Raw genomic sequence first — 24,911 nt, forward strand, 5'->3', positions numbered from 1 at the left:
CGTGAGGTGCGTGCCAGGTGCGGGCGATGGATGGGGAGGCAGGAACGACGGTGGCGGATCGGAGCACGGCCGCCGTCGGTGTGGCCAACGAGGGCGCCGAAGAGCCGCCCGTCGCCCTCGGGGAGGGCGCCACGACCGACGGACCCACGAACGACGGACCCACGACCGACGACCGGACCGACGACGAGACCGCCGAGGGCGGCGCGGAGAAGGCCCAGGACAGCTCCGCGAGCGACCCGGGTGCCACCGTGCCGATCAAGGAGGCCGGGGAAGGCCCGGGGGACAGCACGGGCGCCGTGGACGGCGATGGAGAGGCCGTGGAAGGGCACCAGAGCGACGCTGGGGAGCTTTCCGGCACCACCACCCAACCGTTGCCGGAGAAGCCCGGGAGCACCGCGTCTGACGCCGCCGACGCCGCCGACGGCGTCGCGACACCCGCCGCAGCGGACACGGCGGCCACCACGCAGGTCGTGGGCGGGGCCGCTTCCCCCCGGACCACCGCCGAGCGGAAGGGCTCCGGCAACGGCTCCGCCAGCGCCGCCGCGCGGGAGAACGGGACCGCCCGGCCGGCGAAGCCCAGGACCACCGCGCCCGAACCGCACAGCGGCCACAAGTTGGCCCGCCGCTACCAGCTCGCCGAGTGCGTGACCCGGGTGGACGGCTTCAGCAGCTGGCGGGCGGTCGACGAGAAGCTGCGCAGGGCCGTCGGCATCCACATCCTCCCCGCCGACCATCCGCGTGCCCGCTCGGTGCTCGCCGCGGCCCGCTCCGCGGCCCTCCTCGGCGATCCCCGTTTCGTCCAGGTCCTCGACGCCGTCGAGGAGGGCGACCTGGTCTACGTCATCCACGAGTGGCTGCCCGACGCCGCCTCGCTCGGCGACCTGCTCGCGGTCGGCCCGCTCGACCCGCACGAGGCCCAGCACATGGTGAGCCAGGTCTCGCAGGCGATGGCCGCCGCGCACCGCGAGGGCCTCTCCCACCTGAAGCTGGACCCGGGCGCGGTGCTGCGTACGGTCTCGGGTCAGTACCGCATTCGCGGCCTCGCGGTCACCGCGGCGCTGCGCGGCCTCACCGCCGACCGCCCCGCCCGCCAGGACACCGAGGCGGTGGGCGCCCTGCTGTACGCCTCCCTCACCCAGCGCTGGCCGTACGAGGAGGACGCGCACGGGCTGGCCGGCCTCCCCAAGGGCGTCGGCCTGATCGCCCCGACCAGGTGCGCGCCGGAGTCCACCGCGGACTGTCCGAGGTCGCCATGCGCGCGCTGGCCAACGACGGTGCCACCGCCTCGCGCGAGGAGCCGCCCTGCACCACCCCGGAGGAGCTGGCCAAAGCGGTCGCCGCCATCCCGCGCATCCGCCCGGTCGAGCACACCCCGCCCGCCTACGCGGTGCCCACCTTCAGGCAGGCGCCGCAGCCGCCCCTCGGCGCCGGCCGGCACCCCGTACCGCCGCCCGCGCCGCTGCCTCCCACACTGCCCGGCCGGACCGGGCGCATCCTCAAGGGAGTGGTCGGCGCCATCGTGGTGGCCGCCATCGGCCTGGCCAGCTGGCAGCTCGCCGACACCCTGAAGTCGCGCGAGGACCGGCCCGGCCGCCATGCGACGTCCGGCGCGGTGGCGTCGCAGAGCGCGCCCGCCAAGCCCGCCACGCACCCGATCAAGATCGTCGGCGCCCAGGACTTCGACCCGTACAGCGACGACGGCAGCGAGAACCCCGAGAAGGTGCCCAAGGCCATCGACGGGAACACCTCCACCTACTGGGAGACGAGCTGGTACTCCACCGCTGATCTCGGCAGCCTCAAACCGGGTGTCGGGTTGATCGTCGACCTCGGCAGCGCCCACAAGGTCGGCAAGGTGAGCGTCGACCTCATAGGGGGCAGCACCTCCGTGGATCTGATGGCCGCGGGGAAGGACGCCGCTTCGGCACCCACATCGCTCGACGGCTTCACCAAGGTCGCCTCGGGCTCCGGAGCGCAGCAGCTGACGCTCGTCCCGCAGTCGGACGTGACCTCCCGCTACCTGCTGGTGTGGCTGACGAAGCTGCCGCAGATGCAGGACGGCCACTACCGTGGCCGGATCGCTGAGATCAACGTGACCAGCTGACCGCGTCTGCGGACTGGGGGGTCTGCCTTGGAGGGAAGCCCGCACGGCGGAAGCCCGCACGGCGACGCCGAGCTCCTCGCCCGGCACGTCGCGGGCGACCCCGACGCCTTCGCTGAACTTGTCCGGCGCCACCGCGACCGCCTCTGGGCGGTGGCGCTGCGGACGCTGGGGGACCGCGAAGAGGCCGCTGACGCCCTCCAGGACGCCTTCGTGTCGGCGTTCCGCTCCGCACACACCTTCCGTGGCCAGGCCGCCGTCACGACGTGGCTGCACCGCATCACCGTGAACGCCTGCCTGGACCGGATTCGGCGAGCCGCCACCCGGCGCACGGCTCCCGTGGCGGAAGAGGAACGCCTGGACGCGCTGATGGAGCCGCAGGAGTCCGCGGAGGCGCCGGCGGAGCGCGAGGAGCTCCACCGGGAGGTGCTGGCCGCCCTCGCGACGCTGCCCGCCGAACAGCGGGCCGCCCTGGTCCTCGTCGACATGCAGGGCTACTCGGTGGCGGAGGCCGCAGCGATCCTGGAGGTGCCCACGGGCACGATCAAGAGCCGGTGCGCCCGGGGCCGGGCCCGCCTGGCGCCCCTCGTACGCCACCTCCGCTCGGCGGAGAGCGGAAGCCCGGGCGGTACGCCGGGAAGGAACCGGACGGAGCAGAGACCCGTCCCAGAGACAGGCACGCAGCGGGACGGAGGTGGACAACGGTGACGACGGCAGGAGACGGGGACGTCCACCCCGATGTGGTCGAGATCTCCGACCTCGCTGAAAGCCTGCTCCCCGCGGAGCGGGCAGCGGAGGTGCGAGCGCACCTCGCCGCCTGTGCCGCGTGCGCGGACGTCCTGGCCGTGCTCGACGACGTGCCGGGACTCCTGAGCGCACTGCCGTCCCCGGGGCCGCTCCCCGACGATGTGGCGGACCGCATCGACGCGGCGCTCGCCGACGAGGCACTGCGGGGCGCCTTGGGCGGTGTTCCACGTGGAACTGCGGCGCCGGAAGCTCCTGCCGCTGTTCCACGTGGAACAGCGGTGCCGGTTCCACGTGGAACAGCGGGGGCAACTGATCGTCCTCATGGACCCACCGGTCCCGGCCGATGCTCCGGGGCCTCCCGGGCGGCGGTTCCGTGGTCGGGTGAGCGGCGAGGGCGCGTGCGGCGGCGCGTGATCTACGCCGCAGTGTGCGCTGCCGCTGCCGCTGTGCTCGGGGGGGCGATCTACGGCATCACCTCGTCCGGCTTGGGTACGGGTGCCAGCAATGAGTCCTCAGGTGCGAAGAGAGCCGACACGGCCACGGTGGGCAGCTCAGTCGGCGAGCAGGTCCACCGGCTGCTGTCGGCTTCCGGCAGCACGCAGCCCAGGGGGGAAGCCCCGGTGGCGCCCGACCGTGCCCGGACGCCGATGCTCAGCGGACCGGACGCCTCGCCCACGGGCATCTCGGGTCAGGCCGCTGCCACAGTGCCCTCGTGTGTGGTCAAGGCCACCCAGCGGCCCCAGGCGCCGATCGCCGTGCAGCGGGAGCTCTTTCAGGGGGTCGACTCCTACCTCCTCGTGCTTCCGCACCCGGCCGACACCACCAGGGTCGATGCGTTCGTGGTCAAGGCCTCCTGCACCGGGTCCACCTCAGGCACCGTCCTCTACCGGGCGACGTACTCGCGTTGACGGCTCGCCGGTGAGCACCCTCACGGTGGGCCGCGGGGGAATGCCGGGCCCGTAGTATCCGTTAGGCAGGACAAGAGTCCAGCCAGGGCCCCAGCAGCACGGCAGAGACGAGGAAATCCCCGTGACCGACGTCCGTAACGTGATCATCATCGGTTCTGGGCCCGCGGGGTACACCGCGGCGCTCTACACGGCGCGTGCGTCTCTCAACCCGCTGGTCTTCGAGGGCTCCGTCACCGCTGGCGGGGCGCTCATGAACACCACCGAGGTGGAGAACTTCCCCGGGTTCAGGGACGGCATTCTGGGGCCGGATCTGATGGACAACATGCGCGCCCAGGCTGAGCGCTTCGGCGCCGAGCTGGTGCCGGACGACGTGACCGCGGTGGACTTCAGCGGTGACATCAAGACGGTGACCGACTCCGCCGGCACGGTCCACCGGGCGCGCGCGGTGATCGTCACCACCGGTTCCCAGCACCGCAAGCTCAACCTCCCCAACGAGGACCAGCTCTCGGGCCGCGGCGTCTCCTGGTGCGCCACGTGCGACGGCTTCTTCTTCCGCGACCACGACATCGCCGTCATCGGCGGCGGCGACACGGCCATGGAGGAGGCGACCTTCCTGTCGCGCTTCGCCAAGTCGGTGAAGATCGTCCACCGCCGGGACAGCCTGCGGGCGTCCAAGGCGATGCAGGAGCGCGCGTACGCCGACCCGAAGATCTCCTTCGTCTGGGACAGCGAGGTTGCCGAGATCCACGGCGACGGGAAGCTCTCCTCCCTGACGCTGCGGAACACCGTCAACGGAGAGACTTCCGAGCTCCCCGTCAGCGGACTGTTCATCGCGATCGGCCACGACCCGCGGACCGAGCTCTTCAAGGGCGTGCTCGACCTGGACGCGGAGGGCTACCTCAAGGTCCAGTCTCCGAGCACCCGCACCAGCGTCCCCGGAGTGTTCGCCGCCGGCGACGTGGTGGACCACACCTACCGTCAGGCGATCACTGCGGCGGGCACGGGCTGTTCGGCCGCACTGGACGCCGAGCGCTACCTCGCTGCGCTGTCCGACTCCGAGAAGACCGCCTGACCTTCCCCGTCCCCCCTACCTACTGAGGAGGCCACCGTGGCCGAGAACACCACCGTGAGCGGCAAGCCCAAGAGCGTCACCGACGCCAGCTTCGCAGACGAGGTCCTGGCGAGCGACAAGCCCGTGCTCGTCGACTTCTGGGCGGAGTGGTGCGGTCCGTGCCGCCAGATCGCCCCGTCGCTGGAAGCGATCGCTGCGGAGCACTCCGAGGCGATCACCATCGTGAAGCTGAACATCGACGAGAACCCCGTCACGGCTGCCAAGTACGGCGTCATGTCGATCCCGACGCTGAACGTCTACAAGGGCGGCGAGGTCGTGAAGACCATCGTCGGTGCGAAGCCGAAGGGCGCCCTGGAGCGGGAGCTGTCGGACTTCATCGGCTGACGCTGATACACCGACGGCGGTGGCCCGTCGTGTTCCACGTGGAACACGACGGGCCACCGCCGTTTTGTGGTCCCGCTGCCGCGTGGCGATGTGCTCCTCGGGCAGCCGGGTCACAGGGGGCGGAGCGCCGGCTCCTTCTGAACCGCGCCCAGCAGCCGGTCGATGGCCATCTCGACATCCTCACGCCAGGACAGCGCGGACCGCAGCTCCAGCCGCAGCCGCGGGTAGCGGTGGTGCGGTCGTACGGTTTTGAATCCGACGGCGGTCAGGTGGTCGGCGGGGAGAACGCAGGCAGGCGCTTCCCAGGCGGCGTCGCCGAACGCCTCGATCGCCTTGAAGCCGCGCCGGACAAGGTCCTTGGCCACGGTCTGCACCAGCACCCGCCCCAAGCCCTGTCCCTGGTAGCCGGGCACCACCCGGGAGGTCATCAACTGCACCGCGTCACCCGAGACCGGACTGGTGGGAAAAGCGATGGAGCGGGGCACGTAGGCGGCCGGGGCGTAGAGCACGAACCCGGCCGGGACATCGTCGACATAGACCAGCCGACCGCAGGAGCCCCACTCCAGAAGGACGGCGGAGATCCAGGACTCCTTCTCCAGCTCGGGCCGGCCGTTGTTGACCGCGGCCGCGCCGGTGACCGGGTCGAGCTCCCAGTAGACGCAGCGGCGGCAGGACCGGGGCAGGTCCGGGAGATTGTCCAAGGTGAGCGGAACCAGCCGACGCCCCATGTGCCGAGCCCCCGTCTCTCGCGGTCCACCGCTCCTGGACACCCCGGCTCAGATCGGGCCGGGGTGTCCCTGCTTCACTCGGCGCCGTCTCCGGAGTCCTCGCCGTCCTCGGCGCCATCGCCCAGGGGGCTCTCCATGACCTTGCCTTCGCCTGGAGCCATCGTTCCCAGAATCCGCTCCAGATCATCCATCGACGCGAACTCGACCACGATCTTTCCGCGCTTTTGACCCAGATCCACCTTCACCCGGGTGTCGAAGCGGTCGGAGAGTCGCGACGCGAGGTGCGCCAGCGCGGGGGAGATCCGGCGGCCGGCCCGGGGAGCCGCGGACTTCCGCGACGCCTTGGGCTCACTCGCCGCCAGCGCCACGATCTCTTCGACAGCCCGGACCGAGAGGCCCTCGGCCACGATCCTGTGGGCGAGCTTGTCCTGCTCGTCCGCGTCCTCCAGGGCGAGCAGGGCCCTGGCGTGACCGAAGGAAAGGACACCGGCCGCCACCCGTCGCTGGACCGGGGCGGAGAGCCTCAGCAGCCGGAGGGTGTTGGACACCTGCGAGCGGGAGCGGCCGATCCGGTCGGCCAACTGCTCGTGAGTGCAGGCGAAGTCCCGCAGTAGCTGGTCATAGGCGGCTGCCTCCTCCAGCGGGTTCAGCTGAGCCCGGTGGAGGTTCTCCAGAAGCGCGTCCAGGAGGAGCTTCTCGTCGTCCGTGGCACGGACGATGGCGGGAATCCGCGCCAGCCCCGCCTCACGACAGGCTCGCCAGCGACGCTCCCCCATGATCAGTTCGTAGCGCTCGGAGCCGACCTGGCGGACGACCACCGGCTGAAGGAGCCCCACCTCCTTGATGGAGATGATGAGCTCGTTCAGCGCATCCTCGTCGAACACCTCGCGGGGCTGACGCGGGTTGGGCGTGATCGCGTCCAACTCCAGCTCGGCGAAGTAGGCCCCGGACACCGGAACCTGCGTGGCGGAGACGTCCGGCTCTGTTTCACGTGAAACAGGGATGTCCACCACGCCGGAGGAGTGCTCCGGCACCCGGCGCTCCACCAGCCCGGCTACCTTCGCCGCCGCAACGCCCCGGTCCGGCGCAAGGGTCGCCCCGGGCGCCGACGTTCCGGTCGGCTGCGGTGCCGCGGGGATCAGCGCGCCAAGACCGCGGCCGAGCCCTCTGCGTCGATCACTCACTGAATCCCCTCCGAGATGCTGTGCGGGTTGTGCTCATGCTGCTCTGCGTGCTCCGGGGCGTACTCGACGGCCACCGAGCTCGGAAGCCCACGCAGCGCCATCTCCCGCGCCGCCTCCAGGTAGGAGAGGGCACCACTGGACCCCGGGTCGTACGTGAGAACGGTCTGCCCGTAGCTGGGGGCCTCGGAGATCCGAACCGACCGGGGGATGCTGGTGCGCAGCACCTCCTTGCCGAAGTGGGTACGCACCTCCTCGGCGACCTGGGAGGCCAGCCGCGTCCGCCCGTCGTACATCGTCAGCAGGATCGTGGAGACGTGCAGCCGCGGATTGAGGTGGGCCCGGACCAGGTCCACGTTCTTGAGCAACTGGCCGAGTCCTTCCAGGGCGTAGTACTCGCACTGGATCGGGATGACCACCTCGGCGCCGGCGACCAGCGCGTTGACGGTGAGCAGGCCCAGGGAGGGCGGGCAGTCGATGAGGACGTAGTCGAGCGGCTGCTCGTAGCCCTCGATCGCCCTCTGCAGCCGGCTCTCCCGGGCCACCAGGGAGACCAGTTCGATCTCAGCACCGGCCAGGTCGATAGTGGCCGGTGCGCAGAAGAGACCTTCGACATCGGCCACCGGTTGGACGACCTCGGAGAGCGGCTTACTCTCCACCAGGACGTCGTAGATGGAGGGGACTTCGGCATGGTGATCGATGCCGAGGGCCGTCGAGGCGTTGCCCTGCGGGTCCAGGTCGATCACCAGAACCCGGCCGCCGTGAAGCGCCAGCGAGGCCGCGAGGTTGACGGTCGTCGTGGTCTTACCCACGCCGCCCTTCTGATTGGCCACCACCATGACCCGGGTCTGGGCGGGCCGAGGCAGGCCCTTACCGGCACGACCCAGTGCCTCGACGGCCAGTTGGGCCGCACGGCCAATGGGGGTGTCATCCATAGGAGGCAATGTTTCACGTGAAACATTGCTGCCGAACCCCGGGGGCCCGGAAAGGGGTCCGCCGGCGGGGTCGGCTGAGCGGGGACCCGGGACCGGATCGGTCATCGGCCCCGCGATGTTGGCGTCGGACCGCAAGGACTCACCTTCCTCGACTTCAGGCTCGATATGAGAAGAGCCTGCCATGCCTGAGGGGTGCTGAACCAGCGACGCCCGATTGGCTGTGGATAAATCGCGGGATTGCCGCGGCGAGTTCGTGGCCGGAGTAGACCTGACGGATGTCCCGGCACGCTCCTCAGCCGCGGCCCGGCCACGACTGAGGACTCCGGGCAGAAGAGAGCGACGTTTCACGTGGAACACGATGCACAGCGGCTCGCCGCTATGTCGGGAGACACTCCGGATTGTTCTGGTTTGACCGACACCAAGTGCCTGCCGGATCACCCGGCAGGCTCAGTCAGCGGCGCCGGCGCCCCGCGCTACCACCACGCGACGCCCGGTTGGCGCGCGCGGCCTTGGCCCGGCGCGTGGCGGCCCGCACACCACCTGGGCTCTCGCCGACCTCCACCCGCACCACCGTGGAGAGCGGATCGACGATGCCCTCACCCACCTGGACGATGGACGCGCCGACCGCCCCGAGCCGGCTCAGCGCCGCCCGTGCCGCCCGCAGCTCCTCCTCGGCGGTGTCCCCCTTGAGGACCGCCATCTCGCCGTGCGGCCGCAGCAGGGGCAGCCCCCAGCCGGCCAGCCGGTCCAGCGGGGCCACCGCACGCGCCGTCACCACGTCCACCGGCGCCAAGGAGCCCACCAGCTCCTCCGCCCGACCGCGCACCACCGTGACGTTGCCCAGGCCGAGAAGGGTGACGGCCTCCTCAAGGAAGGTGGTCCGCCGAAGCAGCGGCTCCAGCAGCGTGATCCGCAGGTCGGGCCGGACCAGCGCCAGCGGGATGCCGGGGAGCCCGGCACCGGAGCCGACATCGCACACCGAGACGCCTTCCGTGATCACCTCGGAGAGCACGGCGCAGTTCAGCAGATGCCTCTCCCACAGCCGGGGTACCTCGCGCGGGCCGATCAGTCCCCGGCGCACCCCGGAGTCCGCGAGCAGCTCGGCGTAGCGCACGGCGTCAGGGAACCGGTCGCCGAAGACCGCTTCCGCCTGCTCGGGCGGCGCGGGAAGTTGCGCTGCTGCCTCATCGGACACGGGTGCTGTCCCTTCCTCGGTTCTCCACGGCACGGACTCGACCGGCAAATTCAGCATCAGAGTTACAGGTTCGGCCCCGCCTGCGAACAGGCGGGGCCGACAGGAGGCACGCGGCGGGACCGATCAGTCCGGGGTCGGGCCCAGGCCGGTCCGCCGAGGTCAGGCCGGGAGGACGACCACTCGGCGCTGGGGCTCCTCGCCCTCGGACTCGCTCCGCAGCCCCGCGGCGGCGACCGCGTCGTGCACGACCTTGCGCTCGAACGGGGACATGGGCTCCAGCTTCACCGGCTGCCCGGTCTCCCGGGCCTCCTCGGCGGCGCTGGTCCCCAGCTTGGTCAGCTCGGCACGCTTACGGGCGCGGAAGCCCGCGACGTCCAGCATCAGCCGGCTGCGCTCCCCGGTCTCCCGGTGCACGGCCAGACGCGTCAGCTCCTGGAGCGCCTCCAGCACCTCGCCGTCCCGGCCGACCAGCTTGTTCAGGTCGCGGCTGCCGTTGTCGCCGATGATCGACACGGACGCACGCTCGCCCTCGACGTCCATGTCGATGTCACCGTCGAGGTCGGCGATGTCGAGCAGGCCCTCCAGGTAGTCCGCGGCGATCTCACCCTCCTGCTCCAGCCGGGACAGGCTCTCGGCGTCGCTCTCGGGTGCCGTGGTCGTGTTGACGTCGCTCACGCCTGGACTCTCCTCTTACTTCTTCTTCGACAGGTTGCCCGGCTTGGCCTTCGAGCCGCCGGTCTGCTTCCCGGAGGAGCCGCCCTGCTTCGAGCCGCCCGCCCGCGGCGCGCCGGACCGCGCGCCCGCGCGGGGAGCACCGGGGGTCTTCGCGCCCGAGGACCCCGACGTCTTGGAGCCGCCCGACCGCGTGGCACCGCCCGAGGACCCACCGGACTGCTGCTGCCCCTGCTTCTCCGACGACGCGGAGCCCTCGGTCTCCTCGTCGGACCGCTGAGCCGCCTGCTGCTCGACGCGGGTACCGGCCGTGCGCTGCGACTTGCTCTGCCGCTTCGGCTGGGTCCGGTTGGCGCGGGCCTCCTCGGCGGCCTCCTTGGCCTTGATCTCCTCCGGCGCCTCCACGAGCTTGCCCTTGGCCCGCAGACGCTCCTGGCGCTGCTTGAAGGCCAGGCTGCCCGGGGTCGGGTTGCGGCGGATGACCACCAGCTGCTGGCACATCGTCCACGCGTTGGTGGTGAGCCAGTAGAGCAGCACACCGACCGGGGCGAAGATACCGAAGACCGCGAAGATCAGCGGGAACACGTACATCAGCATCTTCTGCTGCTGCATGAACGGCGTGTTCACCGACATGTCCACGTTCTTGGTCATCAGCTGGCGCTGCGTGTAGAACTGCGACGCCGACATCAGCACGATCATGATGATCGTCACCGTGCGCACCTCGGCGTGGCTGGCGTTCAGCTGGGCCAGGGTGGCGGTGCTGTCCATGAACTTCGCCGGCAGCGGGGCACCGAAGATGTGCGCGTGCTGGGCGCTCTGGACGAGGTTCTCGTGGATCACGCCGACCGTGTTGCCCTTCGCCACGTTGCTCAGCACGTGGTAGAGGGCGAAGAAGAACGGCGACTGGATGAGGATCGGCAGGCACGAGGAGAGCGGGTTGGTACCCGTCTCCTTGTACAGCTTCATCATCTCTTCCGACTGCCGCTGGCGGTCGTTCTTGTAGCGCTCCTGGATCGCCTTCATCTTCGGCTGGAGCACCTGCATGTTCCGGGTGGACTTGATCTGCTTCACGAAGAGCGGGATCAGTGCCGTCCGGATCAGGACCACCAGCGAGACGATGGACAGGCCCCACGCCCAGCCGCTGTCTGCGTCGAACACCAAGCCGTACAGCGAGTGGAACTGAACGATGATCCACGAGACGGCGTCATACAGGGGGTTCAAGATCCCCACGGTCAGGCTCCTTGGGCGTGAGAGGGTCCGGTGGGCTCGGGCGTGACGGGCCCGTCGGAGCCGCCCCGCAGGTAGCGGCGCAGCAGTTCGTGCCATCGAGGCCGCTTACGCGGTGGGACGTGGTCCACACCACCGGGCGACCAGGGGTTGCACCGCAGAATGCGCCACGCGGTCAGGGCCGTGCCCTTGATCGCGCCGTGCCGGTCGATGGCCGTATACCCGTAGTGGGAGCACGAGGGGTAGTAGCGGCACACCGGACCGAGCAGCGGACTGATCGTCCACTGGTAGATCTTGATCAGTGCAAGCAGCGGATACTTCATCGAGCCACCCTCCCCTCGGCTTCGCCATGGGAATCGCGACCCAGCAGCCGCTCGAGGGCGGCATCGAGATCGAGGGCCAGCTGAGCGTGGTCCGCGCTGCCGGCCGCGGGCAGCGCTCGTACTACCACAAGGCTACCGGGGGGAAGCAGGTAGAGACGGTCCCGCACGATGTGACGTAGGCGGCGGCGGACCAGGTTGCGCTGGACCGCGTTACCGACGGCTTTGCTCACGACGAAACCCGCACGCGCCGGGGGACGCTCTCCCCTGGGCGCGTGCGGGTCCGTGGCGTCGCGGCGCAAGTGGACAACCAGCAGCGGGCGACCCGCGCGGCGTCCACGGCGCACCGCTTCACCGAAGTCCTGTCGCCGCCTCAGCCGATTCTCGGTGGGCAGCACGGCATGAGACCTGTGTCAATCAGGCGGACAGGCGGGCGCGGCCCTTGCCACGGCGGGACGCGATGATCGCGCGGCCGGCGCGGGTGCGCATACGCAGACGGAAGCCGTGGGTCTTCGCACGACGGCGGTTGTTCGGCTGGAAGGTGCGCTTGCTCACTCGGAGGCTCCAGAAGAGAGGTGTTCAACAGCGGTGCGTCGCCTGGCTGTCACCGTGCGCCCACGAGAACGCTCGCGGACCTTCCGGGTGTACCGCTTTGACGACCGCCCGGAGGCCCGAAGGACCCGGAGGATCTTCGCCCATCAGTAGGCAGGCGGCAGCAGCCATCGACAACTCGACCTCGATACGGTACGTGCGGCTAGGCCATCTGGTCAAACCCGCCTCGCGCAACGCCGGGGTTTGTACACACCCTGTGGACAACAACTTGAACCACGGACGGTGCCCTGACTACCGTGGCTTGACTCCGGTCCGATCCGCCTACCGGCTTCGGACACTTCCCGCCAGGCCGGAGAACCACACTTTCGCGGGACATCTCAAGCACCACCAGCGACCCGAGAGAGCGTGCACTGTGGCCGACGTGACTGCCGATCTTGCCGCAGTGTGGCCTCGGGTCCTCCAGCAGCTGCTCCTGGACAGCGAGCTGAAACCCAAGGACGCGGAGTGGCTCCAGCGCACCCAGCCGCTGGCCCTGGTGGCCGGCACCGCGGTGCTCTCGGCCCCCAACGAGTTCGCCAAGAGCGTCCTGGAGGGGCGGCTGCTGCCGCAGATCACCGAGGCCCTCAACCGTGAGTTCGGCCACATGGTGGGCATCGCCATCGCGGTGGCCTCGGGCGGCGACCAGGAGCCCGCACCGGCCCCGCCGTCCGCCCCGGAACCCTCCGACGAGCCCCGGATGCGCCCGGCCTACCCCGAGCACCAGGACTGGCAGCAGCCGAAGCTCGGCAGCTGGGGCGTGCCCGCCCCGGCCGACTACCAGGACCGCGGTACCTACGAGCTGCGCCCGGAGTCCTCGGACGCCTACGACACCCGCCGGGTCGGCCTCGACCCCCGGGACGGCCGCGCCCCGCGTGACGGACGCGACGGACGTGACGGACGTGACGGATACGACAGCCGCGACGGTTACGAGGACCGCAGGGGCGGCGGGTACGACGAGCGCCGCGACGCCTACGAGGACCGCCGCGAGCCCTCCGCGCCCTATGACGACCGGCGCGACACCGGGTACGAGGAGCGACCGGACGCCCGTGACTCCCGCGACACCCGGGACTCCCGTGACAGCCGCGACGCCCGCGACGCCTACGAACGTCCTGAGCCCTACGACGACCGCCGCTACCGGCCCGAGCCGCGCGACGGCTACCCCTCCGTACCGCACCAGGTCCACCCCGGCGCCCCGGGCGGCCCCGGCGGGTACCCCCCGCCGGGCGGCTACCAGCCGCCGCACGTGCCGGCCGCCCGCAGCGAGCAGCCGTCGGCCGGCCGAGGCGGCGCCCACGGCTCCGGCGGTGCGCCGGGGCAGGGCTCCGGAGGCGGCTCGGTGGAGCCGACCGCGCGGCTGAACCCGAAGTACCTCTTCGACACGTTCGTCATCGGCGCGTCCAACCGCTTCGCGCACGCCGCCGCGGTCGCCGTCGCCGAGGCCCCGGCCAAGGCGTACAACCCGCTCTTCATCTACGGCGAGTCCGGCCTGGGCAAGACGCACCTGCTGCACGCGATCGGGCACTACGCGCGCAGCCTCTATCCGGGCACCCGGGTGCGGTACGTCAGCTCGGAGGAGTTCACCAACGAGTTCATCAACTCCATCCGGGACGGCAAGGCGGACGCCTTCCGCAAGCGGTACCGGGACATGGACATCCTGCTGGTCGACGACATCCAGTTCCTCGCCCAGAAGGAGTCGACGCAGGAGGAGTTCTTCCACACCTTCAACACGCTGCACAACGCGAACAAGCAGATCGTGCTCTCCTCCGACCGGCCGCCCAAGCAGCTGGTCACCCTGGAGGACCGGCTCCGCAACCGCTTCGAGTGGGGTCTGATCACCGACGTCCAGCCGCCCGAGCTGGAGACCCGGATCGCGATCCTGCGGAAGAAGGCGGTGCAGGAGCAGCTCAACGCGCCGCCGGAGGTGCTGGAGTTCATCGCCTCCCGCATCTCCCGCAACATCCGCGAGCTGGAGGGCGCGCTGATCCGCGTCACCGCCTTCGCCAGCCTCAACCGGCAGCCGGTGGACCTCCAGCTGACCGAGATCGTCCTCAAGGACCTGATCCCGGGCGGCGAGGACTCGGTTCCGGAGATCAGCGGCACGGCGATCATGGCGGAGACGGCGGCGTACTTCGGGCTGGCCGTGGACGACCTGTCGGGCTCCTCGCGCAGCCGGGTCCTCGTCACGGCCCGGCAGATCGCGATGTACCTGTGCCGCGAGCTCACCGACCTGTCGCTGCCGAAGATCGGCGCGCTCTTCGGCGGGCGCGACCACACCACCGTGATGCACGCGGACCGCAAGATCCGCTCCCTGATGGCCGAGCGGCGGTCGATCTACAACCAGGTGACCGAACTCACCAACCGCATCAAGAGCTGAGAGCCGAGAGCCGGGTTCCGCGCTCCTCAGCGCCCCCTGCCGTACCCGAGGCCGGCTGTCTCCCCTCTGAGGGGAGGCGGCCGGCCTCGGCGTTCCCGGGGAGGCGCCGCGGCCCCTACGGCGCCTCCGGGGCCTCCCGCGCCTTCCGCGGGCGGCTGGCGCCCCTCACGCCTTCCACCCCTCCGGCGCCTCCCAACGCCCCCCCACGCCTCCCGCAGGCGCCTGGCGCGCCTCCCGGTGTTCGGCTCGCACGGCTCGTCCCTCGGGTTCGCCCTGCGGCTTCCTGCGGCCTTCCGGCGATTCTCCGACGGCACGCTCAAGCCCTCAGCAGCCGCAGCGGAGCGCCTCTCAGGGCCGGTCCACAGCTGTGGACCGGGGTTCCGACGACGGCTGACGGTCGTCCCACACGGTCCGGTGTGTTCGATTTTCTCCGCAGGGGCGCCGTGGTGATCCGTTTCTCCACAGTTGGGGGCCGAATCGGCTGTCCACAGGCTGGGGACAGCGGAGTTGTCCCGATTCGCCTCCACAGGCGACCCCTCGCGCGCACCATCGTCCCAGGTCACGCGGCTGTGGAAATGTGGGCAACCTGATTCCACAGACTGTGGACATCACAGAGGGTGCCGCACTGCCCGTCCGGAGTTGTCCACCGGCTGCCCACAGGATGCCCTGGGTTGTGCACAGCGACGGGGTGCTTCTCCACATCTCTGTCCACTGTTCGGCAAGGCGACACGGCAAGTCTCACCATCGAGTGAAAGCCGTCACACCGCCGAGGAGGATTGGCCTGGGGAGAACCTGGGTATTCCTGGGGACGCAGCTGGGGAGAACCCGCAGTCACCTGTGCATCGCGTGTGCACAACTTTCGGCCGTCCACAGCGGGGCCGGTTTGTCCACCGCCTCCGCCCACAGGCCCGGTGGACAAAAAACAGGGTCTGACCTGCGCGGATAGTGGTTATCCACGGTATCCACACCCCCTACTACTACGACTGCACATAGAGAGCTGAAGAGTCGGTTCGAAGCGGGGGCTGTGCACAACTCGGCCCGGTGCCGCCCCGCCCCGCCGATCACGGCTTGACGCCAAGCGGCACCTGCTGTCAGTCCGGTGCGTCAGACTGGTGGGCGACAGCCAGCAACAAGCAGGAGGCGGTTCCGGTGAAGATCCGGGTGGAGCGCGACGTACTCGCCGAGGCAGTGGCTTGGGCAGCCCGCAGCCTCCCGGCCCGTCCCCCGGTGCCTGTCCTCGCCGGTCTGCTCCTCAAGGCCGAGGAGGGGCGGCTGAGCCTGTCCGGCTTCGACTACGAGGTCTCCGCCCGGGTCGCGGTGGACGCGGAGGTCGACGAGGAGGGCACCGTCCTCGTCTCCGGCCGGCTGCTCGCCGACATCTCCCGCGCCCTGCCCAACCGCCCGGTGGAGATCTCCACCGACGGCGTCCGGGTCACGGTCGTCTGCGGCAGCTCCCGCTTCACCCTCCACACCCTGCCTGTGGAGGAGTACCCGGCACTGCCCGCGATGCCCACCGCCTCCGGCACCGTCCCCGGCGAGGTCTTCGCCGCCGCGGCCGCCCAGGTGGCCATCGCCGCCGGCCGGGACGACACCCTGCCGGTGCTCACCGGCGTGCGGATCGAGATCGAGGGCGACACCGTCACCCTCGCCGCCACCGACCGCTACCGCTTCGCGGTCCGCGAGTTCCTGTGGAAGCCGGAGCAGGCCGACATCTCCGCCGTCGCCCTGGTGCCGGCCAAGACCCTGCTGGACACCGCCAAGTCCCTCACCAGCGGTGACACCGTCTCCATCGCGCTGGCCGGCGCGGGCGCGGGCGAGGGGCTGATCGGCTTCGAGGGCGCCGGCCGGCGCACCACCACCCGGCTGCTGGAAGGCGACCTGCCGAAGTACCGCACGCTCTTCCCCACCGAGTTCGCCTCGGTCGCGGTGATCGAGACGGCGCCGTTCGTCGAGGCCGTCAAGCGCGTCGCCCTCGTCGCCGAGCGGAACACCCCGGTACGGCTCAGCTTCGAGCAGGGCGTGCTCACCCTGGAGGCCGGCTCCAGTGACGACGCACAGGCTGTGGAGAGGGTCGACGCCAAGCTGGAGGGCGAGGACATCTCGATCGCCTTCAACCCCACCTTCCTGCTGGACGGGCTGAGTGCCATCGACTCCCCGGCCGCGCAGCTGTCCTTCACCACCTCGACCAAGCCCGCCCTGCTCAGCGGCCGGCCCTCGGTCGACGCGGAGGCCGACGAGGCCTACAAGTACCTGATCATGCCGGTCCGGCTCTCCGGCTGACCGCGCTGGACGAGTCCGTTCCGGCGCGCCGCAGCGTGCCGGAGGACGTCCGCCGCAGGACCGGGCCCCGGCGCGACGTAGGCTCGGATCAGGTCAGGACGTCAGCACACACGCGCGACGGGTCGGGCGGTGACACCGTCACCCGTCAGCGGTTTCGAACGAAGGGTCTGTGATGGAGCTCGGTCTCATCGGTCTGGGGAAGATGGGCGGCAACATGCGCGAGCGCATCCGCCGCGCCGGCCACACCGTCATCGGATACGACCGGAATCCGGACATCGCGGATGTCCACAGCCTCAAGGAGCTTGTGGACGCGCTCCCCTCGCCCCGCGTGGTGTGGGTGATGGTGCCCGCGGGCGCCGCCACCCAGTCCACCATCGACGAGCTCGGCGAGCTGCTCTCCCCCGGCGACCTGGTGGTCGACGGCGGCAACTCCCGCTGGACCGACGACGAGAAGCACGCCGAGCAGCTCGCCACCAAGGGCATCGGCTTCGTCGACTGCGGCGTCTCCGGCGGCGTGTGGGGCCTGGCCAACGGCTACGCCCTGATGTACGGCGGCACCGCCGAGGACGTCGCCAAGGCTCAGCCGTTCTTCGACGCGCTCAAGCCCGAGGGCGAGTACGGCGCCGTGCACGCGGGCAAGGTCGGGGCCGGCCACTTCGCGAAGATGGTCCACAACGGCATCGAGTACGCCATGATGCAGGCGTACGCCGAGGGCTGGGAGCTGCTGGAGGCCGTCGACTCCGTCACCGACGTGCGTGAGGTCTTCCGCTCCTGGAAGGCCGGCACGGTGATCCGCTCCTGGCTGCTCGACCTGGCCGTGGACGCGCTGGACAAGAGCGAGCACCTGGAGAGCCTGAAGGGCTTCGCGCAGGACTCCGGCGAGGGCCGGTGGACGGTGGAGGCGGCGATCGACAACGCGGTGCCGCTGCCCGCCATCACCGCCTCGCTCTTCGCCCGCTTCGCCTCCCGGCAGGAGGACTCCCCGCAGATGAAGATGATCGCCGCGCTGCGCAACGAGTTCGGCGGCCACGCGGTCACGGCGGCCGAGTAGCCTCCGGGCGTATGCACGTCGCGCACCTCTCGCTCGCCGACTTCCGCTCCTACGCCCGGGCCGAGGTCTCCCTCGATCCGGGCGTCACGGCGTTCGTGGGCCCCAACGGCCAGGGCAAGACCAACCTCGTCGAGGCGGTCGGCTACCTGGCCACCCTGGGCAGCCACCGGGTCGCCGCCGACGCCCCGCTGGTCCGGCTGGGCGCGGAGCGGGCGGTGGTGCGCGCGCAGGTGGCGCACGACGGCCGGCAGCAGCTGGTCGAGCTGGAGATCAACCCCGGGAAGGCCAACCGGGCCCGGATCAACCGCTCCTCGCAGGTCCGCCCGCGCGACGTGCTCGGCATCCTGCGCAGCGTCCTCTTCGCTCCGGAGGACCTCGCCCTCGTCAAGGGCGACCCCGGCGAGCGCCGGCGGTTCCTCGACGAGCTGGTGACGGCCCGCGCGCCCCGGCTGGCCGGGGTGCGCGCGGACTACGAGCGGGTGCTCAAGCAGCGCAACACGCTGCTGAAGTCGGCCGCGATGGCCCGTCGGCACGGCGCCCGTACGGCCGGGGCCGGCGGCCGCACCGGTGGCGCCGACCTGTCCACGCTCGACGTGTGGGACCAGCACCTGGCCCGGGCCGGTGCCGAGGTGCTGGCCCAGCGGCTCGACCTGGTGGCCGCTCTCCAGCCGCTGCTCGACACGGCGTACGACCAGCTCGCCCCGGGCGGTGGCCCGGCCGGCCTGGAGTACCGCGGCACCCTGGCCGGCGACGCGCCGTCGGCCGGCGCGGACGCCCGCGAGGAGCTGTACGGGCGGCTGCTGGAGGCGCTGGGCGAGGCCCGGCGGCAGGAGGTCGAGCGCGGTGTGACGCTCGTGGGGCCGCACCGTGACGATCTGGTGCTGAAACTGGGCCCGCTGCCTGCCAAGGGCTATGCCAGCCATGGGGAGTCGTGGTCCTATGCCCTGGCCCTGCGGCTGGCCTCGTACGAGCTGCTGCGGGCGGACGGCCGGGAGCCGGTGCTGGTCCTGGACGACGTCTTCGCCGAGCTGGACACCAAGCGCCGGGAACGGCTGGCGGAGCTGGTGGCCCCCGCCGAGCAGGTGCTGGTGACCGCGGCGGTGGACGACGACGTGCCGGACGTGCTGACGGGGGCGCGGTTCTCGGTGGAGAACGGAACGGTGGAGCGGCAGTGAGCGGACGGCGGGGAGCGGACGGGGGAGCGGAGCGGGTCCAGCCGGCGGGCGGGAGCCCGTCCGAGGCAGCGGCGGTGCCGCGGCAGGAGGGCACCGCGGCGGGTACCGGGGCCGCCCCTTCCTCGGGTGTGGACCTGGCGCGGGTGGCGCTGCGCGCGGCCAAGGAGCAGGCGAAGGCCCGGGGCGCGGCGGCGCAGCAGCGCCGGCAGGCCCGCCGCGGCGGCCTGCGCAGCGGCGCGCGCGCGGACGGGCGGGACCCGCTGCCGCTGGGCGCCGCGATCAACCGGCTGATCACCGAACGGGGCTGGGAGGCGCCGGCCGCGGTGGGCGGCGTGATGGGCCGCTGGCCGCAGCTCGTCGGCCAGGAGATCGCCCTGCACTGCTCCCCCGAGCGCTACGACGAGGAGGAGCGGGTGCTGACCGTGCAGTGCGACTCCACGGCGTGGGCCACCCAGCTCCGGCTGTTGGCCCCGACGCTGGTGGCCCGGCTGAACACCGACCTCGGGCACGGCACCGTACGGCTGCTGAAGGTGCTGGGTCCGGCGGGGCCCAGCCGTTCCTACGGGCGGCTGCGGGCCCCCGGCAGCCGCGGCCCGGGTGACACCTACGGGTGAGGGGCGATGCCGCTCACGGGTCCGGCCGCGGCGCCGGGTCCGGGCGGCGCCCGATTCCGAGAGGCCCGGTTCGGGTGAGATTCGCTGTACTTCCGCCCTGCTTCGACCGATCCCGACCGGCATTGACGGCGCTTGGCGGGCTTTGACCGGGATCGCTCCGTGTGGTTCGGGCGGTGGGCGGCGGCGGAGCCGCCAGGGGGCCGACGCGGAGTGTCGCCGCGTTGACGCGTCCGACCAGCGACGGAACCCGGCCATGTGACGTACGGAACCGTCGCGGTCCCGCCGCGCCTCAGTTTTCCCAGGCGGCACCGCACGCCACGGACGTTGCCACCCGACTGGCGTGATCCACGTCACATATGACGACCTGTTGATACCCCTGCCGAGCGTAGCGGGGGGTTGACAGCCGGAAGCCCTGAGTGCCGTCGTGAGCGGTTTTGGCCCGGGGGCCGTGTGGAGGGAGTCGGGCGAGCGGGGTTTTGGGCGGCACATGGGAACTCAGGCACCGCCAAAGCCCCATTCGTGTCGGCGCTACCGGTAGACTGGTAACACACCGCCCTCCCCTGGCAGTCCGACGGGCCCGACAGGGGGAACCCAGCGGACCATGTCGAACGACGCAGCCGATCCCGCCTCGGCGGGGACCGGCTCGTGCTGTGCCAGAAAGGGCGCTTCGTGGCCGATTCCGGCAACCCCAACGAGAACTCCACAAGGTCCTACGACGCCAGTGCGATCACCGTGCTGGAAGGGCTCGACGCGGTGCGCAAGCGCCCCGGCATGTACATCGGCTCGACCGGCGAGCGCGGCCTGCACCACCTCGTGCAGGAAGTGGTCGACAACTCGGTCGACGAGGCGATGGCCGGCCACGCGGACACCATCGAGGTCACGGTCCTTCCCGACGGCGGCGTGCGGGTCGTCGACAACGGCCGCGGCATCCCGGTGGGCATCATCCCCTCCGAGGGGAAGCCCGCCGTCGAGGTCGTGCTGACCGTGCTGCACGCCGGCGGCAAGTTCGGCGGCGGCGGCTACGCCGTCTCCGGCGGTCTGCACGGTGTCGGCGTCTCCGTGGTGAACGCGCTGTCGACCCGGGTCGCGGTCGAGGTGCGCACCGACGGCTACCGCTGGACCCAGGAGTACAAGCTGGGCGTGCCGGTCGCGCCGCTGGCCCGGAACGAGGCCACCGAGGAGACCGGCACGTCGGTCACCTTCTGGGCCGACCCGGACATCTTCGAGACCACGGACTACTCCTTCGAGACGCTCACGCGGCGCTTCCAGGAGATGGCGTTCCTCAACAAGGGTCTGAAGATCTCCCTGACCGACCTGCGCGCGGACCACGTGGACGAGGAGGGCGCGCCGCTCACGGCGACGTACCACTACGAGGGCGGCATCGTCGACTTCGTGAAGTACCTCAACTCGCGCAAGGGCGAGCTGGTCCACCCGACCGTCATCGACGTCGAGGCCGAGGACACCGAGCGGATGCTGTCCGCCGAGGTGGCCATGCAGTGGAACACCCAGTACAGCGAGGGTGTCTACAGCTTCGCCAACACCATCCACACCCACGAGGGCGGCACCCACGAGGAGGGCTTCCGCGCCGCGCTGACCCAGCTGGTCAACCGGTACGCGCGGGAGAAGAAGCTGCTGCGTGAGAAGGACGACAACCTCACCGGCGAGGACATCCGCGAGGGTCTGACCGCGATCATCTCGGTCAAGCTCGGCGAGCCGCAGTTCGAGGGCCAGACGAAGACCAAGCTCGGCAACACCGAGGCCAAGGCGTTCGTGCAGAAGGTCGTCTACGAGCACCTGGCCGACTGGCTGGACCGCAACCCCAACGAGGCCACGGACATCATCCGCAAGGCGATCCAGGCGGCCACCGCCCGGGTGGCGGCCCGCAAGGCGCGCGACCTGACCCGCCGCAAGGGGCTGCTGGAGTCCGCCTCCCTGCCCGGCAAGCTCGCCGACTGCCAGTCGAACGACCCGGCCAAGTGCGAGATCTTCATCGTCGAGGGTGACTCCGCCGGCGGCTCGGCGAAGTCCGGCCGGAACCCGCAGTACCAGGCGATCCTGCCGATCCGCGGCAAGATCCTCAACGTCGAGAAGGCCAGGATCGACAAGATCCTGCAGAACCAGGAGATCCAGGCGCTGATCTCCGCCTTCGGCACCGGCGTGCACGAGGACTTCGACATCAGCAAGCTCCGCTATCACAAGATCATCCTCATGGCGGACGCCGACGTCGACGGCCAGCACATCAACACCCTGCTGCTGACCTTCCTCTTCCGCTTCATGCGCCCGCTGGTCGAAGCCGGCCACGTCTACCTCTCCCGTCCTCCGCTGTACAAGCTCAAGTGGGGCCGGGACGACTTCGAGTACGCCTACTCCGACGCGGAGCGGGACGCCCTGATCGCGCTGGGCCGGGAGAACGGCAAGCGGGTCCGCGAGGACTCCATCCAGCGCTTCAAGGGCCTCGGCGAGATGAACGCCGAGGAGCTGCGGGTGACCACGATGGACATCGACCACCGGGTGCTCGGCCAGGTCACGCTGGACGACGCGGCCCTCGCTGACGACCTGTTCTCGGTGCTGATGGGTGAGGACGTCGAGGCGCGGCGCTCCTTCATCCAGCGCAACGCCAAGGACGTCCGCTTCCTCGACATCTGAGTCGGCCCCAGCAAGCCGCAGCTCGAAAGGACCGAAGACCACCCATGGCCGACGAAACCCCCACGCCCTTCGGCGCGGACACCCCCGAGCCCGGCACCCCCGCGGGCACCGGGACCGGCACCGACTCCACCATCCGTATCGAGGCCGTCGGCCTTGAGACGGAGATGCAGCGCAGCTACCTCGACTACGCGATGTCCGTCATCGTCTCGCGTGCCCTCCCGGACGTGCGGGACGGTCTGAAGCCGGTGCACCGCCGGGTTCTCTACGCGATGTACGACGGCGGGTACCGCCCGGAGCGCGGCTTCTACAAGTGCGCCCGCGTCGTCGGCGACGTCATGGGCACCTACCACCCGCACGGCGACTCGTCGATCTACGACGCGCTGGTCCGCCTGGCCCAGCCGTGGTCGATGCGGATGCCGCTGGTGGACTCCAACGGCAACTTCGGCTCGCCGGGCAACGACCCGGCGGCGGCCATGCGCTACACCGAGTGCAAGATGGCGCCGCTGTCGATGGAGATGGTCCGGGACATCGACGAGGAGACCGTCGACTTCCAGGACAACTACGACGGCCGCAACCAGGAGCCGACGGTGCTGCCGTCGCGCTTCCCGAGCCTGCTGGTCAACGGCTCCGCGGGCATCGCGGTCGGCATGGCCACCAACATCCCGTCGCACAACCTGCGCGAGGTGGCCGAGGGCGCCCAGTGGTGCCTGGCCAACCCCGATGCGTCCAGCGAGGAGCTGCTGGACGCGCTCATCGAGCGGATCAAGGGCCCCGACTTCCCGACCGGCGCCCTCGTGGTGGGCCGCAAGGGCATCGAGGAGGCCTACCGCACCGGGCGCGGGTCGATCACCATGCGCTCGGTGGTGGAGGTCGAGGAGATCCAGGGCCGCCAGTGCCTGGTCGTCACCGAGCTCCCCTACCAGGTCAACCCGGACAACCTCGCCCAGAAGATCGCCGACCTGGTGAAGGACGGCCGGATCGGCGGCATCGCCGACGTCCGCGACGAGACCTCCTCGCGCACCGGCCAGCGCCTGGTGATCGTGCTCAAGCGCGACGCCGTGGCCAAGGTCGTGCTCAACAACCTGTACAAGCACACCGACCTCCAGACCAACTTCGGCGCCAACATGCTGGCCCTGGTCGACGGCGTGCCGCGCACCCTGTCGCTGGACCAGTTCATCAAGCTGTGGGTGGGCCACCAGATCGAGGTCATCGTCCGGCGCACCCGGTTCCGGCTGCGCAAGGCCGAGGAGCGGGCCCACATCCTGCGCGGCCTGCTCAAGGCGCTGGACGCGATCGACGAGGTCATCGCGCTGATCCGGCGCAGCGACACGGTGGAGATCGCGCGCTCGGGCCTGATGGGCCTGCTGGAGATCGACGAGATCCAGGCGAACGCGATCCTGGAGATGCAGCTGCGCCGGCTCGCGGCCCTGGAGCGGCAGAAGATCGTCCAGGAGCACGACGAGCTCCAGGCCAAGATCGACGAGTACAACCGGATCCTGGCCTCTCCCGAGCGGCAGCGGCAGATCATCAGCGAGGAGCTCCAGGCGATCGTCGACAAGTTCGGCGACGACCGGCGGAGCAAGCTGGTGCCCTTCGACGGCGACATGTCCATCGAGGACCTGATCGCCGAGGAGGACATCGTCGTCACGATCAGCCGCGGCGGCTACGTCAAGCGCACCAAGACCGAGGACTACCGCTCGCAGAAGCGCGGCGGCAAGGGCGTGCGCGGCACCAAGCTGAAGCAGGACGACATCGTCGACCACTTCTTCGTCACCACCACCCACCAGTGGCTGCTGTTCTTCACCAACAAGGGCCGGGTCTACCGCGCCAAGGCGTACGAGCTGCCCGACGCCGGCCGGGACGCCCGCGGCCAGCACGTGGCGAACCTGCTCGCCTTCCAGCCCGACGAGCAGATCGCCCAGATCCTCGCCATCAAGGACTACGAGGCGGCGCCGTACCTGGTGCTGGCCACGAAGTCCGGCCTGGTGAAGAAGACCGCGCTCAAGGACTACGACTCCCCGCGCTCGGGCGGCGTGATCGCCATCAACCTGCGGGAGTCCGACAGCCCCGAGGGCGGCGACGGCGTCCAGGACGAGCTGATCGGGGCCGAGCTGGTCTCCGCCGAGGACGACCTGCTGCTCGTCAGCCGGAAGGCCCAGTGCATCCGCTTCACCGCCACCGACGAGGCACTGCGCCCGATGGGGCGGGCCACGTCGGGTGTGAAGGGCATGAGTTTCCGGGAGGGTGACGAACTTCTCTCCATGAACGTGATCCGCCCCGGAACGTTCGTCTTCACGGCCACGGACGGCGGCTACGCCAAGCGCACCGGGGTCGACGAGTACCGGGTCCAGGGCCGCGGTGGCCTGGGCATCAAGGCCGCCAAGATCGTCGAGGACCGGGGCTCCCTGGTGGGCGCGCTGGTGGTCGAGGAGACCGACGAGATCCTCGCCATCACCCTCAGCGGCGGTGTGATCCGCACGCGGGTTGTCGAAGTCAGGGAAACCGGACGTGACACCATGGGCGTCCAACTGATCAACCTCGGTAAGCGGGACGCGGTGGTCGGTATCGCGCGTAACGCCGAAGCGGAGGAGGATGCTGCCGGGGACGGTGCCGCTGAGGGGAGCGGTGAGCCGGCCCCGGGCGGCGAGGCAGCGCAGGACACGGCGGTCGAGGGCGGCAGGCCCGAGGCCGGTGAAGCGGAGGAGTAAGCCGT

19 protein-coding genes and 2 pseudogenes are annotated in these 24,911 nt (G+C 70.6%); 12 read left to right on the forward strand and 9 right to left on the reverse strand.

Annotated features, from left to right (window positions below; all coding sequences use genetic code 11):
- Positions 1 to 26: 26 nt before the first annotated feature.
- From BS72_RS16465 to trxA, 5 genes and pseudogenes are all read left to right on the forward strand, one after another.
- A pseudogene (locus BS72_RS16465) lies at positions 27 to 2,101 on the forward strand (protein kinase family protein).
- Between the two features lie 27 nt (positions 2,102 to 2,128).
- The gene (gene sigM / locus BS72_RS16470) at positions 2,129 to 2,806 is read left to right on the forward strand and encodes an RNA polymerase sigma factor SigM (RefSeq protein ID WP_051951175.1); all 678 of its coding nucleotides are present in this window, start codon (positions 2,129 to 2,131) and stop codon (positions 2,804 to 2,806) included.
- Between the two features lie 581 nt (positions 2,807 to 3,387).
- The gene (locus BS72_RS34215; protein WP_157856259.1) at positions 3,388 to 3,753 is read left to right on the forward strand and encodes a hypothetical protein; all 366 of its coding nucleotides are present in this window, start codon (positions 3,388 to 3,390) and stop codon (positions 3,751 to 3,753) included.
- A 121-nt stretch (positions 3,754 to 3,874) separates the two neighbouring features.
- Positions 3,875 to 4,825 (forward strand): thioredoxin-disulfide reductase, encoded by a 951-nt coding sequence (trxB, locus tag BS72_RS16480; RefSeq protein WP_037911414.1) that lies wholly within the window; start codon positions 3,875 to 3,877, stop codon positions 4,823 to 4,825.
- A 54-nt stretch (positions 4,826 to 4,879) separates the two neighbouring features.
- Positions 4,880 to 5,209, forward strand: coding sequence for a thioredoxin (gene trxA / locus BS72_RS16485; protein ID WP_037916237.1), 330 nt, complete (start codon positions 4,880 to 4,882; stop codon positions 5,207 to 5,209).
- 110 nt (positions 5,210 to 5,319) lie between these two features.
- Here the strand turns inward: trxA and BS72_RS16490 are convergent, their stop codons facing one another.
- From BS72_RS16490 to rpmH, 9 genes are all read right to left on the reverse strand, one after another.
- Positions 5,320 to 5,937, reverse strand: a complete 618-nt coding sequence (locus BS72_RS16490; protein ID WP_037911416.1) for a GNAT family N-acetyltransferase — start codon at positions 5,935 to 5,937, stop codon at positions 5,320 to 5,322.
- A gap of 74 nt (positions 5,938 to 6,011) precedes the next feature.
- Complete coding sequence (locus tag BS72_RS16495) at positions 6,012 to 7,121, reverse strand: ParB/RepB/Spo0J family partition protein (protein WP_037911418.1); 1,110 nt, start codon at positions 7,119 to 7,121, stop codon at positions 6,012 to 6,014.
- Entirely contained in the window at positions 7,118 to 8,236 is a 1,119-nt protein-coding gene (locus BS72_RS16500) for a ParA family protein (RefSeq protein ID WP_078901418.1), read from the reverse strand. Before BS72_RS16500 ends, BS72_RS16495 begins: the two co-directional genes overlap by 4 nt.
- 268 nt (positions 8,237 to 8,504) lie before the next feature.
- On the reverse strand, positions 8,505 to 9,305 hold the full coding sequence (gene rsmG / locus BS72_RS16505) for a 16S rRNA (guanine(527)-N(7))-methyltransferase RsmG (RefSeq protein ID WP_078901419.1): 801 nt from the start codon (positions 9,303 to 9,305) through the stop codon (positions 8,505 to 8,507).
- Positions 9,306 to 9,407: 102 nt separating this feature from the next.
- Positions 9,408 to 9,923 carry a Jag family protein gene (locus BS72_RS16510; RefSeq protein ID WP_037911422.1) on the reverse strand — a complete coding sequence of 172 codons (516 nt, stop codon included), beginning with the start codon at positions 9,921 to 9,923 and terminating at the stop codon, positions 9,408 to 9,410.
- Between the two features lie 15 nt (positions 9,924 to 9,938).
- On the reverse strand, positions 9,939 to 11,150 hold the full coding sequence (yidC, locus tag BS72_RS16515) for a membrane protein insertase YidC (RefSeq protein WP_037911424.1): 1,212 nt from the start codon (positions 11,148 to 11,150) through the stop codon (positions 9,939 to 9,941).
- A gap of 2 nt (positions 11,151 to 11,152) precedes the next feature.
- A complete protein-coding gene (gene yidD / locus BS72_RS16520; RefSeq protein ID WP_037911425.1) occupies positions 11,153 to 11,470 on the reverse strand; it encodes a membrane protein insertion efficiency factor YidD in 318 nt (105 codons plus the stop codon).
- The gene (rnpA, locus tag BS72_RS34220; RefSeq protein WP_078901421.1) at positions 11,467 to 11,865 is read right to left on the reverse strand and encodes a ribonuclease P protein component; all 399 of its coding nucleotides are present in this window, start codon (positions 11,863 to 11,865) and stop codon (positions 11,467 to 11,469) included. The genes yidD and rnpA overlap by 4 nt, the downstream gene beginning before the upstream one ends.
- Positions 11,866 to 11,884: 19 nt before the next feature.
- On the reverse strand, positions 11,885 to 12,022 hold the full coding sequence (rpmH, locus tag BS72_RS16530; protein WP_037911426.1) for a 50S ribosomal protein L34: 138 nt from the start codon (positions 12,020 to 12,022) through the stop codon (positions 11,885 to 11,887).
- A gap of 409 nt (positions 12,023 to 12,431) precedes the next feature.
- Between rpmH and dnaA the strand changes: the two genes are divergently transcribed.
- The 7 genes and pseudogenes from dnaA to gyrA all read left to right on the forward strand — a co-directional run bounded on the left by dnaA (position 12,432) and on the right by gyrA (position 24,906).
- On the forward strand, positions 12,432 to 14,432 hold the full coding sequence (gene dnaA / locus BS72_RS16535) for a chromosomal replication initiator protein DnaA (RefSeq protein ID WP_037911427.1): 2,001 nt from the start codon (positions 12,432 to 12,434) through the stop codon (positions 14,430 to 14,432).
- A gap of 1,149 nt (positions 14,433 to 15,581) precedes the next feature.
- Positions 15,582 to 16,712 carry a DNA polymerase III subunit beta gene (dnaN, locus tag BS72_RS16540; RefSeq protein WP_037911428.1) on the forward strand — a complete coding sequence of 377 codons (1,131 nt, stop codon included), beginning with the start codon at positions 15,582 to 15,584 and terminating at the stop codon, positions 16,710 to 16,712.
- 166 nt (positions 16,713 to 16,878) lie between these two features.
- Positions 16,879 to 17,763: pseudogene (gene gnd / locus BS72_RS16545) on the forward strand (phosphogluconate dehydrogenase (NAD(+)-dependent, decarboxylating)); the annotation flags it as partial.
- A gap of 11 nt (positions 17,764 to 17,774) precedes the next feature.
- Positions 17,775 to 18,938, forward strand: a complete 1,164-nt coding sequence (gene recF / locus BS72_RS16550; protein ID WP_037911433.1) for a DNA replication/repair protein RecF — start codon at positions 17,775 to 17,777, stop codon at positions 18,936 to 18,938.
- 74 nt (positions 18,939 to 19,012) lie between these two features.
- Positions 19,013 to 19,552: a DUF721 domain-containing protein gene (locus BS72_RS16555; RefSeq protein ID WP_037916239.1), complete on the forward strand. Its 540-nt coding sequence runs from the start codon at positions 19,013 to 19,015 to the stop codon at positions 19,550 to 19,552.
- Between the two features lie 645 nt (positions 19,553 to 20,197).
- A complete protein-coding gene (gene gyrB, locus BS72_RS16560; RefSeq protein WP_037911437.1) occupies positions 20,198 to 22,198 on the forward strand; it encodes a DNA topoisomerase (ATP-hydrolyzing) subunit B in 2,001 nt (666 codons plus the stop codon).
- Between the two features lie 44 nt (positions 22,199 to 22,242).
- Entirely contained in the window at positions 22,243 to 24,906 is a 2,664-nt protein-coding gene (gyrA, locus tag BS72_RS16565; protein ID WP_037911438.1) for a DNA gyrase subunit A, read from the forward strand.
- Positions 24,907 to 24,911: the final 5 nt, after the last annotated feature.

The organism is Actinacidiphila yeochonensis CN732, from assembly GCF_000745345.1.
GTDB lineage: Bacteria > Actinomycetota > Actinomycetes > Streptomycetales > Streptomycetaceae > Actinacidiphila > Actinacidiphila yeochonensis.

Excerpts from the sequence above, each read along its gene's own strand:
- BS72_RS16490 (WP_037911416.1), bottom strand. The coding sequence starts at position 5,937 with ATGGGGCGTCGGCTGGTTCCGCTCACCTTGGACAATCTCCCGGACCTG.
- BS72_RS16500 (WP_078901418.1), bottom strand. The coding sequence starts at position 8,236 with ATGGCAGGCTCTTCTCATATCGAGCCTGAAGTCGAGGAAGGTGAGTCC.
- rsmG (WP_078901419.1), bottom strand. The coding sequence starts at position 9,305 with ATGCTGAATTTGCCGGTCGAGTCCGTGCCGTGGAGAACCGAGGAAGGG.
- yidD (WP_037911425.1), bottom strand. The coding sequence starts at position 11,470 with ATGAAGTATCCGCTGCTTGCACTGATCAAGATCTACCAGTGGACGATC.
- recF (WP_037911433.1), top strand. The coding sequence starts at position 17,775 with ATGCACGTCGCGCACCTCTCGCTCGCCGACTTCCGCTCCTACGCCCGG.
- gyrA (WP_037911438.1), top strand. The coding sequence starts at position 22,243 with ATGGCCGACGAAACCCCCACGCCCTTCGGCGCGGACACCCCCGAGCCC.